The sequence below is a fragment of the Cerasibacillus sp. genome, from assembly GCF_036516575.1.
GTDB lineage: Bacteria > Bacillota > Bacilli > Bacillales > Amphibacillaceae > Cerasibacillus.
Genome location: NZ_DATBTY010000022.1, coordinates 1 through 11665, shown reverse-complemented (window position 1 = coordinate 11665; position 11665 = coordinate 1). Strand labels below are relative to the sequence as shown.

At 39.2% G+C, this 11665-nt stretch carries 8 protein-coding genes, 14 tRNA genes and 1 rRNA gene; 5 read left to right on the top strand and 18 right to left on the bottom strand.

All coding sequences use genetic code 11. The annotated features are described in order from the left end of the window. Nucleotides 1-503 precede the first annotated feature (503 nt). Both VIG73_RS03535 and menC read left to right on the top strand, forming a co-directional pair. Entirely contained in the window at nt 504-2228 is a 1725-nt protein-coding gene (locus tag VIG73_RS03535; RefSeq protein WP_331639154.1) for a SulP family inorganic anion transporter, read from the top strand. A gap of 153 nt (nt 2229-2381) precedes the next feature. Then, nucleotides 2382-3497 carry an o-succinylbenzoate synthase gene (gene menC / locus VIG73_RS03530; protein ID WP_331639153.1) on the top strand — a complete coding sequence of 372 codons (1116 nt, stop codon included), beginning with the start codon at nt 2382-2384 and terminating at the stop codon, nt 3495-3497. A gap of 161 nt (nt 3498-3658) precedes the next feature. On the opposite strand, the gene VIG73_RS03525 is transcribed toward menC, so the two are convergent. Continuing rightward, entirely contained in the window at nt 3659-4588 is a 930-nt protein-coding gene (locus VIG73_RS03525) for a manganese-dependent inorganic pyrophosphatase (protein WP_331639152.1), read from the bottom strand. Between the two features lie 177 nt (nt 4589-4765). On the opposite strand from VIG73_RS03525, the gene VIG73_RS03520 reads away from it, so the two are divergent. Together VIG73_RS03520 and VIG73_RS03515 are read left to right on the top strand one after the other, a co-directional pair. Further along, nucleotides 4766-5890, top strand: coding sequence for an FAD-binding oxidoreductase (locus VIG73_RS03520; protein WP_331639151.1), 1125 nt, complete (start codon nt 4766-4768; stop codon nt 5888-5890). A gap of 270 nt (nt 5891-6160) precedes the next feature. Beyond that, nucleotides 6161-6853, top strand: a complete 693-nt coding sequence (locus tag VIG73_RS03515; RefSeq protein WP_331639150.1) for an ABC transporter ATP-binding protein — start codon at nt 6161-6163, stop codon at nt 6851-6853. A gap of 41 nt (nt 6854-6894) precedes the next feature. Here the strand turns inward: VIG73_RS03515 and VIG73_RS03510 are convergent, their stop codons facing one another. Then, on the bottom strand, nt 6895-7851 hold the full coding sequence (locus tag VIG73_RS03510; RefSeq protein WP_331639149.1) for a cation diffusion facilitator family transporter: 957 nt from the start codon (nt 7849-7851) through the stop codon (nt 6895-6897). A gap of 275 nt (nt 7852-8126) precedes the next feature. Between VIG73_RS03510 and VIG73_RS03505 the strand changes: the two genes are divergently transcribed. Beyond that, nucleotides 8127-9581, top strand: a complete 1455-nt coding sequence (locus tag VIG73_RS03505) for an amidase (protein WP_331639148.1) — start codon at nt 8127-8129, stop codon at nt 9579-9581. Between the two features lie 59 nt (nt 9582-9640). Here the strand turns inward: VIG73_RS03505 and VIG73_RS03500 are convergent, their stop codons facing one another. The 16 genes from VIG73_RS03500 to VIG73_RS03425 form a co-directional block, all read right to left on the bottom strand. Further along, nucleotides 9641-9808, bottom strand: coding sequence for a hypothetical protein (locus VIG73_RS03500; RefSeq protein ID WP_331639147.1), 168 nt, complete (start codon nt 9806-9808; stop codon nt 9641-9643). A gap of 363 nt (nt 9809-10171) precedes the next feature. After that, nucleotides 10172-10255 (bottom strand) — tRNA-Leu (locus VIG73_RS03495). Nucleotides 10256-10269: 14 nt separating this feature from the next. Continuing rightward, nucleotides 10270-10343, bottom strand: a tRNA-Cys gene (locus tag VIG73_RS03490). A 6-nt stretch (nt 10344-10349) separates the two neighbouring features. Next, nucleotides 10350-10424: transfer RNA gene (locus VIG73_RS03485), tRNA-Gly, on the bottom strand. A 3-nt stretch (nt 10425-10427) separates the two neighbouring features. Next, nucleotides 10428-10501, bottom strand: a tRNA-Gln gene (locus tag VIG73_RS03480). Nucleotides 10502-10504: 3 nt separating this feature from the next. Continuing rightward, nucleotides 10505-10580, bottom strand: a tRNA-His gene (locus VIG73_RS03475). Nucleotides 10581-10592: 12 nt separating this feature from the next. Beyond that, a tRNA-Trp gene (locus VIG73_RS03470) sits at nt 10593-10666 on the bottom strand. Between the two features lie 25 nt (nt 10667-10691). Next, a tRNA-Tyr gene (locus VIG73_RS03465) sits at nt 10692-10776 on the bottom strand. Nucleotides 10777-10792: 16 nt separating this feature from the next. Beyond that, nucleotides 10793-10865 (bottom strand) — tRNA-Phe (locus tag VIG73_RS03460). A gap of 20 nt (nt 10866-10885) precedes the next feature. Further along, nucleotides 10886-10962, bottom strand: a tRNA-Asp gene (locus tag VIG73_RS03455). Between the two features lie 4 nt (nt 10963-10966). Then, a tRNA-Met gene (locus VIG73_RS03450) sits at nt 10967-11043 on the bottom strand. Between the two features lie 29 nt (nt 11044-11072). Next, nucleotides 11073-11148 (bottom strand) — tRNA-Val (locus VIG73_RS03445). Between the two features lie 3 nt (nt 11149-11151). After that, a tRNA-Glu gene (locus VIG73_RS03440) sits at nt 11152-11226 on the bottom strand. Nucleotides 11227-11250: 24 nt separating this feature from the next. Continuing rightward, nucleotides 11251-11342 (bottom strand) — tRNA-Ser (locus VIG73_RS03435). A 1-nt stretch (nt 11343) separates the two neighbouring features. Continuing rightward, nucleotides 11344-11418, bottom strand: a tRNA-Asn gene (locus VIG73_RS03430). A 157-nt stretch (nt 11419-11575) separates the two neighbouring features. Further along, nucleotides 11576-11665: ribosomal RNA gene (locus tag VIG73_RS03425) — 23S ribosomal RNA — on the bottom strand; the annotation flags it as partial.

The window sequence follows — 11665 nt, the reverse complement described above, 5'->3', positions numbered from 1 at the left end:
CAACGTGTTGAGGGCTCAATGCAGCCTCTCGTATAGATTTCGCACCGCAAGACAACGTGTTGAGGGCTCAATGCAGCCTCTCGTATAGATTTCGCACCGCAAGACAACGTGTTGAGGGCTCAATGCAGCCTCTCGTATAGATTTTTCATCGCGAGTCAACGTATTGAAGGCTCAATGCAGCCTCTCATAAAGATTTCGCACCGCGAGACAACGCGTTGAAGGCTTAATGCAGCCTCTCACCAACATTTCACACTACGAAACAACGCGTTGAAGATTCGACATAATAAACGAATAACTAAACGCACAATCATAAATAGCGTTTAATCTGCTATAATCCCTTAATAAACAGCTGTCATGCATTTTTATGCAAAACATGATACAATATATACAGTATTAAAATATTGCTTTTGTTTTCTTTTTTAACGCTATACTTTTTTGTTAATGAGGCTGATGTCCTCATTATTATTTTGTCTAATTATATATCATAGGAGTGATCAGAAAGATTGTTCAGTGATGAACGATTTACAGGGGTAACCCCACAAAAACTAAAGCAAGACTTAATTGCTGGAATAACAGTAGGAATTGTTGCCATACCACTCGGGATGGCTTTTGCTATTGCTTCAGGTGTTAAGCCAGAATATGGATTGTATACAACTATTATTGCTGGGATTATTGTTGCTCTGTTTGGTGGATCAAGATATCAAATTGCTGGGCCAACCGGAGCGTTTATCCCAATTCTACTAGCCATTGTTCTGGAACACGGATATGAAAATCTATTAATTGCCGGATTTTTAGCAGGAATTATGCTTATTTTAATGGGAGCATTCAAGCTTGGTGGACTTATTAAATACATTCCAAGGTCGGTGACAATCGGGTTTACGGCTGGAATTGCCGTCATTATTTTCAGTGGACAGTTTGGTGATTTTCTCGGGTTAGAAGGATTAGAGAAGAAGCAATATTTCCATGAGAATATGATACAAATCGTGAAACACTTGCCTGAGATAAATATTTATAGTGTGCTGACAGCCGTGATTGGATTACTTATGATTATCTTTGTTCCTAAACTTTTTCCACGTCTCCCTGTCTTATTAGTTGCCTTAATTATACCAACAGTTATCGCTGTTTTATTTTATCCAAATAAGGTCGCTACGATTGGAAGTGCATTTGGTGGCATTCCACAAACATTACCAGGAATTCAGTTCCCTGAGATTACGTGGGAAAAAATAAAAGTATTATGGCAACCAGCGTTCGTTATAGCTATGCTCGGTGGAATAGAATCATTATTATCCGCCGTAGTTGCTGATGGAATGACTGGTAGACGTCATAACTCAAACCGCGAATTAGTTGGTCAGGGGGTTGCGAACATTGTGACTCCTCTATTTGGTGGTATTCCAGCGACAGGCGCAATTGCTCGAACAGCTACAAATATTAATGCAGGTGGATTCAGTCCAATGTCTGGAATCTTCCAAGGTGTATTCGTCCTATCAACTGTTCTCCTTTTTGCACCTTATGCCGGGAGTATCCCTCTTGCAGCTATGGCACCTATTCTGATGGTTGTCGCCTATAATATGAGTGAACATAAATCATTTATTCATATGTTGAAACTCAAGACGAGTGATTCGCTCGTGCTTGTTACAACGTTTTTGTTAACCGTATTTGTTAACTTAACCGTTGCTGTGCCAATCGGTTTAGGCCTTGCTACGATATCATTCTTAAAGCGAATGAGTGAAGTGTTTGAGGTCGAGAGGGTTATTCCTTCTCTTGCAAAAAATAAGAAAGATCATAATGGAATGGATTATGGAACGAAATGCCAAGAAATATCATTCTACAATATCGCGGGACCACTATTCTTTGGTGCAGCAGATCGATTCGAATCGGTCATCGCAAGTAGTACACGCCGACCATCAGTCCTAATACTAAAGATGAAACATGTTCCTATTTTAGATGCAACAGGAGCGTCAAACTTAGCCTCTTTAGTAACGGATTTTAAACAACGATTTGGCGGGACTGTATTAATTGCAGAACTCACTGATGATGTGATGTCTATGATGAAAGCAACTGGGATATATAACGAGATTGGTCCAAATCACTTCTTCAAAGAATCATATGAAGCGGTTGACTATGCACTTAAGTTAATTGAGCCAAACCAGTGCTCCCTCTGTGCGAAGTCTGGTCAAAACACATGCCAAGTATTCCAGGAAAGTAGTCAATTACAAAAGGATGCTTAAAGGGCATAGCTTATATTTCTTAAAAAGCAGTTACTCATCTCGAGTAGCTGTTTTTTTAGTAATTCTCTTGAGCTTTCGATACTTTAGTCATGAGGAGGTAGGTATCGTCTGTTATACTAAACTGTAGAATGACAGATAAAGGAGTAAAATGACATGTTGCTATCAATTGAAAAAATCATCTTACACCGGTTAAATATGCGATTGAACCATCCATTTGTAACTAGTTTTGGTACGACGCAAGATAAAGATTTTTTTATGATTGAAGTGATTGATTCGGACGGCCATCGTGGATACGGAGAGTCTGTTGCTTTTGATGCCCCATGGTATACAGAAGAAACGGTGGAAACGACCTTACATATGTTAATAGATTTTTTAATCCCATTATTAAAGCGACACTCGATAGGCCATCCTAAAGAATTAGCGGATATTTTCAAGCCAATTAGGCGAAATCATATGGCAAAAGCTGCGCTCGAGGGGGCTATTTGGGACCTCTATGCGAAACGACAAGGGATCTCTCTTGCACAAGCATTAGGCGGGGAAAAATCCTCCATTGATGTTGGGATAAGTATTGGAATTCAACCGACCATCACGAGCCTTTTAAATAAAATTGAACAATCTTTAGAAAAAGGCTATAAACGCATTAAGTTAAAAATTAAACCAGGCCACGATGTTCATCTAATCCGTGACGTACGTGAACATTTCCCAACAACACCGATTATGGTTGATGCAAATTCTGCTTATTCGTTGGATGATTTACCGATATTAAAACAACTTGATGCTTTTGATTTAATGATGATTGAACAACCGCTCCATCAAGATGATTTAATCGACCATGCCAAATTACAAAAAGAGTTGGACACACCCATATGTCTCGATGAAAGCATCCATTCTCTTAATGATGTAAAACAAGCGATTGAACTCGGCAGTTGCCAAATCATTAATATTAAAAGTGGTCGTGTTGGTGGTTTAACAGAAAGTGTTAGAATCCATGACTATTGCCAAAAACACCATATACCTGTTTGGTGTGGTGGCATGTTAGAAGCAGGAGTTGGGCGTGCACACAATATTGCCTTAACATCGCTAGCGAATTTCTCATTACCAGGTGATACAGCAGGCTCAAGTCACTATTGGGAAAAAGATATCATATCTCCCGATGTTGTTGTGGAAAATGGAAAAATCGAAGTTCCAGCTGGAGCTGGTATAGGTTATGAAATTGATAGAGAAGCGTTAAAACGATTTACGGTATCAAAACAAGTCATTGATTTTTAAATAAATGGAGTTCGTGAAGCGATATTAGGTGTTAAGTCGTTTTATCAGGCATAAGCATTCAATAAAGTGCCAAACAGAATAAAAAGCGGTAAAAACTGAACTTCATGTTAGTTTTCTCCGCTTTTTTATTCTAACTTATTTTTCATTATAACCCGACTAATTTAACCGTTAAATGCATCTGTTAAATTCGGAACGATTTGTTTTTTACGAGAAACAACACCCTTTAACAAAGCACGGTTATTTTTCAATTCTACACCAAATGCTTTTTCGACTTTTTTACTTTCCGGACCAACAGCTAAAACATCTGAATCACTGTTTAAAATATCGGTCACAATGAGAACATATAAAGATAGTTCATTTTTATCAACATGTGCTGTAATTGCATTTTCAAATTCAGTTTGTTTTTCATAGACTTCTGCCACATCAACAGCATTGATTTGGTTAATTTCTACTTGATGACCGTTCATATCAAATGTTTTGGCGTCATTTGCTAATAGCTCGTCCATTGATTTATCTTTTAAATCAGTACCTGCTTTCAGCATATCTAAACCATAAACATCTAAATCTACTTCAGCGATTTCTGCTAATTCTTTAGCGGCCGCAATATCTTCATCCGTGCATGTTGGTGATTTAAATAGTAACGAATCAGATACAATCGCTGATACCATTAAACCTGCAATATGTTTAGGTATCTCAACATCATGCTCTTTATACATTTTATTTAAAATTGTCGCTGTACACCCGACTGGTTCAACGCGGAAATAAAGTGGATCCTTTGTTTCAAAATTTGCAACGCGGTGATGGTCAATCACTTCAGCGATACGGACATCACGGATATTTTCTACACTTTGTTGGAATTCATTATGGTCAACAAGAATGACTTCTTTAACGTCTTTATCCACTTCTTCAATGAAACGTGGTGCCTCTACTTTAAAATAATCAAGCGCATAAGCCGTTTCTTTATTTACTTCCCCAAGACACACCGCTTCTGCATTAATACCTATTTCTTTTTTTAAATGTGCATATGCCAATGCTGAACAAATCGAATCTGTATCTGGATTACGATGTCCAATGACAAGTACTTTTTCCATGTTTATAATCCCCTTCACTCTTTATTATTAATTGATTGCGGCATCAATTTTTTATGTATATACTATAACGAAAATTTTATCATACAAGCTCCATTTGTTCAAAATAAAGTAAAGGAGTGGTATCATTAGAAACCACAACATTCCAATGCTACAATAAGATAAAAAGGATTTTTTAATATGAAAAAGAAAATTATCATCATTGGCGCTGGAATTTTAGGCGCATCAACAGCATATCAATTATCAAAGACAAATACAGACGTTATCTTAATTGATCGCAATGAACCTGGACAAGCAACTGATGCAGCAACAGGTATTATTTGCCCGTGGCTATCGAAAAGAAGAAATCAAGCATGGTATCATCTCGCTAAAAATGGCGCAAAGATTTATCCAACGATTATAAATGAATTGGAAAAAGATGGTGAAAAAGAAACTGGCTATAAACAAGTCGGCGCCTTAAGTGTACGTGCTAAAAAAGAAACATTACTGGAGATGAAAGAGATTGCTTTGAAACGCCGGGTCAATGCACCGGAAATTGGTGAAGTTACGATTTTAAATCCAAAAGAAACACGGAAGTTATTTCCTCCGATTGCTGAAGGATTAGGAGCAGTACACGTCAGTGGCGCTGCTCGCGTTGATGGAGGTAAGCTACGAAAAGCGTTAATCAATGGAGCGTTAAAAAATGGGGTTAAATATATCCAAGACTCTGCGTCATTGATTTTGGAAGGCCAAACGGTAACAGGTGTAAAACTATCTGAGTCCACCATAAAGGCAGATACCGTCATCGCTACAAATGGTGCTTGGATGAAGGAATTACTCGCACCAATCGGCATAACCTTTTCAAGTTCGCCACAAAAAGGACAACTCATCCAGTTACATATGCCAGATGTGGATACAAGTGAATGGCCTGTTATCATGCCACCAAGTAACCAGTCGATTGTCCCTTTCGATGATCGTGTTATTATTGGAGCCACACATGAAAAGAAAGAAGTCGGTTTCGATCATCGAATAACAGCTGAGGGGATGCATCGGGTATTATTTACCGCTTTAAAGTTTGCACCTGGACTAGGTAACGGAACAATAATCGGAACAAGAGTCGGTTTCCGTCCGTACACACCAGAGTATTTACCTGTTATTGGTAAAATACCGCCATATGAAGGTCTTATCGCTGCCAATGGCTTAGGAGCATCTGGATTAACAACAGGACCTTACTTAGGCACGCAATTAGCTAAATTGGCACTCGATCAACCATTGGATATCGACCTACAACATTATGATATCCACGAAGCATTAATGAACGATTAATCAATATATAGAAAGAGTGATTTTGTTGCAAGGAAAAACAGTTATTTTACTGATCGTCATCACAGTTATTTTAGCTCTTATTTTAAGCTTTTGGTTATTAAAGGCAATGGTCTAATCAAACACCGAGGTACGGACATGAATGATTCGTATCTCGGTTTTTACATATATATATTTCAGAAAGTTAAAAAACGCCTTGTCATATGAAGACTAATCATTTATGATAGATGTAATTTATTGAATATTATATCATTTTAATAAGGGGGAATATAAATGGCAACGAAAATAAAATGCGAAGATATTTCTAAGACGTATATTGGTGATGGTGTTACAACTCATGCCGTTAAGAACATTGATTTATCTTTTAAAAAAGGTGAATTTACATCAATCATTGGCCCTTCTGGATCAGGAAAATCCACATTACTAAGTCTGATTGGCACATTAGATAAACCAACGGAAGGTAAGATTCTTTATGATGGCGAAGAAATTATGAAACAAGGCAAACGAAAAATAGCAGATTTTCGTTTTGAAGAAATCGGCTTTATCTTTCAACAATTCCACTTACTCCCCACACTTACAGCTCTAGAAAACGTATTAACACCACTGTTTGGACGAAAAGTCAATTATTCAAAACAAAAACGTGCAAAAGAGGTTTTGGAGCAGGTCGGTTTAGCAGATAAACTAAACTCTCTCCCATCTCAATTGTCTGGTGGTCAACAACAGCGCGTTGCCATCGCAAGAGCAATCGTTCATAAGCCGAGTTGGCTATTAGCTGATGAACCGACAGGGAATCTTGACACAGAAACAGGTGAAAAGATCTTTGAGTTGTTAAAACAATTAAATGAACAAGAAGGGTGTAGTGTTCTTTATGTCACACATGATCCGAACCTCGCCCAAAAAGCAAATCGCATCATATCTATGCAAGATGGTATTATATTAGAGGATAAAGATGTTGTTGTTTTATAATCGACACAAAATCGGGATTCATCTAAGTGAATCCCGATTTTTCATCTATCAGGTGACCATGTTTTTTTATCATCATCTTCAATAATACCGAGAACGACATCTGTTATATTAGGTTCACTTAGTAATTGGTTAGAGAGCTTAAATTTCACATCATCCGCTTCATTTAATGTTAGTCCTTTTACCAATTCTACAGTTACATCGACATGGTATGCCCTCCCCTCTTGAATGACGCGCATCCCATATATATCAACAACATAATTATCGGCTAATAAAGCCTTTGCAATCCGCTCCTCAACTTCTGCTGGAGCCTTTACCCCAATTAAGCCGATCATATTATCATAACCAACTCGAAAAGCAACGAGTAACATGAGAAGACCGATTATAATCGACACAATGCCGTCCGCTTCAAGAATACCGAAGAATTGTGCTAGAACGATTCCTATGATGGCAAAAACGGCTCCTACAGTGGCAACAAGATCTTCATAAAAGACGAGTTTCGTTGCTGGCGAGGCTTTTTTAGCGTGCCGGAATGCTAGGACAAATGAATTCCCTTCTGTTTCTACTTTCGTTTCATGCAATATTTGATTCATCGTTTTATATAATATATATCCGTCAATTATAAAGGCAAAGAGCAATACAATAATATTTAATACGAAGTCACTTGATTCTCTCGGATGTTGCCATAACTCCCACCCTGTTTTGATCGTTTCATATGCCATAACCGTTACAACGATGACAGCAACCATACAAAAAATGTTGATGACTCTGCCAAACCCTGTTGGAAATCGAGTCGTTGGCTTCATCTCGGCTAAGACACTCCCGGTATAGACAAAGGTTTGATTCACTGTATCAGCTAATGAGTGCATCGCTGTTGCATACATCGTCCCATTTCCACTGATTATTGCAACAATCCACTTTACAATTGAAATAATTAAATTTCCGATTGCAGCTAATCCTGATGATACATTACCCTTTTTAAGTAACTGAATAAATTTCATTTATTGTCACTCCCAAACAAACTCTTTCATTTATTTTTGATTAACTTTAGAAAGATATACATTTGTTTAAATGAAAAGTAGGAATAACTGAGGGAAGGTAGGAATTGGGGGTGCTGGGTTGAAATCGGGGGATGAAGGTCAAAATCGCACTAATGGGCTAGAATCGGGTTATGGAGGGTCAACATGAGAAGAGTGTTTTCTTTAATTTTTAGAAGGTAATTAACGTTAGTTTGTCGAATTATACATATAGGGGGAATATGAGAGGAAGGATAAAGATGATTAAAGGGGGAAAACAAATCGTTGTCAGTGATAAAGAAATTTTGTCAATGGATGCGACGACACTTGGAAACAAAATCGCCAACCAGGAAATCACTTCTGTTTACGCAACAAAAACATATATAGCACATTTGAAAAAAGTAAATAGCAAGATTAATTGCCTCGTAGAAGATCGATTCGATGAAGCGCTGAAAGAAGCTGAAAATGCCGATAAAGAAATTAAACAAAACGGCGTCGGACATAAAAAGTTATTCGGTGTCCCGATAAGTATGAAAGAGTCATTTGATGTAGTAGGTATGAAGACAACGGGTGGGCTTCTCCATTTAAAAGATGCCATTGGTAAAAAGGATGCAGAAGTTGTTGCTCGTTTAAAAGCTGAGGGAGCGATTATTTTAGGCAAAACGAATACACCAGCACTCTGCTTCTGTCAGGAGACTGACAATAAACTATATGGAAGGACGAATAATCCCTGGGACTTAACGAAGACTTCGGGCGGCTCGAGTGGTGGAGAAGCAGCTTTACTTGCTATTGGCGGAGCGGCAGCAGGGATTGGCTCAGATATTGGTGGCTCCATTCGTTTTCCAAGTCACTTTAATGGCGTCATTGGATTTAAGTCTGGTAATCGCCAAGTATCACAAGATGGAAGTTTTCCGCAAGCCGATATTCCACTTGAAGAGCGGATGCTCGGAATCGGTCCCATGACAAAATCAGTTCAAGATGCTAACATGATGTATAACATCATTGCGAAACAACCTGCACCTAGAAGAGATTTAACAAACTTTACGATGACGATTTTACCGCGAATGAACTATCCGATGTCAGACGAAACAGAAGCGATGTTAACGATGGTTCAGAAACAGATGGAAGATGAATTCAATACGTTAAGGGAAGTCCCGCCATTTTTTGACCAGTCGGCTTTATTATGGCAAGAAATGATGTCTATTGATGGTGGACAAGGAATGGCTGAAATTACTTTTGCTAATAATAAAAGAAAAGAATTCCGTGAATATATAAAGGAAATTTTTACAGGGAAATCGGATGTGCATCGTTATTTATCATGGGCGTTAATCGGTGCCTATCTTTTCAAGCCTTCAGAAAAGCGCGTACTAGAAATCAACAGTTTAATTGCCCAAGGTGACAAAAAACTGGATGATTATTTAGACGAGCGAATATTAATCTTCCCTGTGTATCATACAGGTGCGCTTAAACATGGACGTGTATATAAAGAGATTTTTTCCATTCGTAAAACGTTTTTAAAATATATGCCATATGTTGCCTATGCAAACGTATGGGGCCTGCCATCATTGACCATTCCGATTCAGACGGACAAACAAAACCTGCCTATTAGTGTCCAGCTCATGAGTAAAAATGGAAATGAAGATGCCTTATTTCAATTAGGTGAATGGTTAGAAAGCCGAAATCGCGGCTATGTACGTTGCCCAAAATATGATTAGTACACCACTCGCCAGAGATGGCGAGTTTTTCTTTATGAATCGCCTAGATAATAACAGATTTATTTACTTTCTTTTAATTCTTTAACTTCTTTTTCAAGGGTATCGATTCTATTCATAAGGTTTTTTCTTGGTTGAAGGATGAGACGGACGATGATAGATATAGCTATGACACCACATACGATAACACCTATCATTGCAGGAATAATAAATGAATAAAAGTCTAACATATGAACCAACTCCTAACTAATATTCTAAAATTTTCGCTAAGACTCACAAACCTCTTATATAGACTATAACACAGGTTAAAATTATTAAAAACAAAGTTTATTAGTCTCTCACGTTAGAATAAATGATAATGAAACAGGTCTTCATCTCACTAATACCACCATATAAGTTATTAGAATACAAAATAGTAAACAATATCTAACATAAACAGCATGCATTAAATACATAAAGTTGCGTTTATTTCCATTTTCATTAATCGATTTCTATATATTTATACAATAGAAAAATCACCAGCAAAAATTGATTTCACAACATTTGCTGGTGATTATACCTTGTTAATATTTCATTTATAAATTTCATCAAAATACCAGTAGCCGGGATCGAACCGGCACTCCATTGCTGGAACGGGATTTTGAGTCCCGCGCGTCTGCCAATTCCGCCACACTGGCAATATGTTCAATATTGGAGGCGGCAACCGGATTTGAACCGGTGATAAAGGTTTTGCAGACCTCTGCCTTACCACTTGGCTATGCCGCCGTGAATTGGAGCGGAAGACGGGATTCGAACCCGCGACCCCCACCTTGGCAAGGTGGTATTCTACCGCTGAACTACTTCCGCAAATGGCTGGGCTACTAGGATTCGAACCTAGGCTCACGGGACCAAAACCCGTTGCCTTACCGCTTGGCTATAGCCCAATATGGGGCGACCGGTGGGATTTGAACCCACGCGTGCCGGAGCCACAATCCGGTGCGTTAACCACTTCGCCACGACCGCCATGAATGTAAATGGCAGGGGTAGTAGGAATCGAACCCACATCAAAGGTTTTGGAGACCTTCGTTTTACCATTAAACTATACCCCTGTTTTGTAACATATTCTGTTTTAAGTGGTGGAGGGGGGCAGATTCGAACTGCCGAACCCTGAGGGAGCGGATTTACAGTCCGCCGCGTTTAGCCACTTCGCTACCCCTCCAAAAAAGTAATTAGGATGGCTCGGGACGGAATCGAACCGCCGACACAAGGATTTTCAGTCCTTTGCTCTACCGACTGAGCTACCGAGCCGTAATTTACTAGATTTATAATGGCGGTCCGGACGGGACTCGAACCCGCGACCTCCTGCGTGACAGGCAGGCATTCTAACCAACTGAACTACCGGACCATTTTGGTTGCGGGGGCAGGATTTGAACCTGCGACCTCCGGGTTATGAGCCCGACGAGCTGCCAGACTGCTCCACCCCGCGATATAGAATAATATTGGTTCTGGCTAGTATGGTGGAGGATGCAGGGCTCGAACCTGCGACCCCTTGCTTGTAAGGCAAGTGCTCTCCCAGCTGAGCTAATCCTCCAAATGGTGACCCGTAGGGGATTCGAACCCCTGATACCGCCGTGAAAGGGCGATGTCTTAACCACTTGACCAACGGGCCTTATGTAAAAAAAGTAAATGTGAATGGCGGAGAGCGAGGGATTTGAACCCTCGAGACCACTTTCGTAGCCTACACGATTTCCAATCGTGCTCCTTCGACCACTCGGACAGCTCTCCATGGCTCCACAGGTAGGATTCGAACCTACGACCGATCGGTTAACAGCCGATTGCTCTACCACTGAGCTACTGTGGAATGGAATCATATCATATTACCAAGTGATCATTTTTTAGCAATCCTATTACATTATAAACGATTTACTAAAAAAATCAAGAGTAATCTTTCAAAATTATTAAATAGGTTATACCCTGAAAACCAAATAAGAAGAAAACCTTAGACATCAATTAAATAGCTAGTCAAATCCTCGATCAATTAGTATCCGTCAGCTCCACGTGTCACCACGCTTCCACCTCGGACCTATCAACCTCATCGTCTCTGAGGG

What these genes read in the sequence shown, in the direction of transcription:
- menC (WP_331639153.1), top strand. Translation starts at nt 2,382, where the DNA reads ATGTTGCTATCAATTGAAAAAATCATCTTACACCGGTTAAATATGCGA.
- VIG73_RS03525 (WP_331639152.1), bottom strand. Translation starts at nt 4,588, where the DNA reads ATGGAAAAAGTACTTGTCATTGGACATCGTAATCCAGATACAGATTCG.
- VIG73_RS03520 (WP_331639151.1), top strand. Translation starts at nt 4,766, where the DNA reads ATGAAAAAGAAAATTATCATCATTGGCGCTGGAATTTTAGGCGCATCA.
- VIG73_RS03515 (WP_331639150.1), top strand. Translation starts at nt 6,161, where the DNA reads ATGGCAACGAAAATAAAATGCGAAGATATTTCTAAGACGTATATTGGT.
- VIG73_RS03510 (WP_331639149.1), bottom strand. Translation starts at nt 7,851, where the DNA reads ATGAAATTTATTCAGTTACTTAAAAAGGGTAATGTATCATCAGGATTA.
- VIG73_RS03505 (WP_331639148.1), top strand. Translation starts at nt 8,127, where the DNA reads ATGATTAAAGGGGGAAAACAAATCGTTGTCAGTGATAAAGAAATTTTG.
- VIG73_RS03500 (WP_331639147.1), bottom strand. Translation starts at nt 9,808, where the DNA reads ATGTTAGACTTTTATTCATTTATTATTCCTGCAATGATAGGTGTTATC.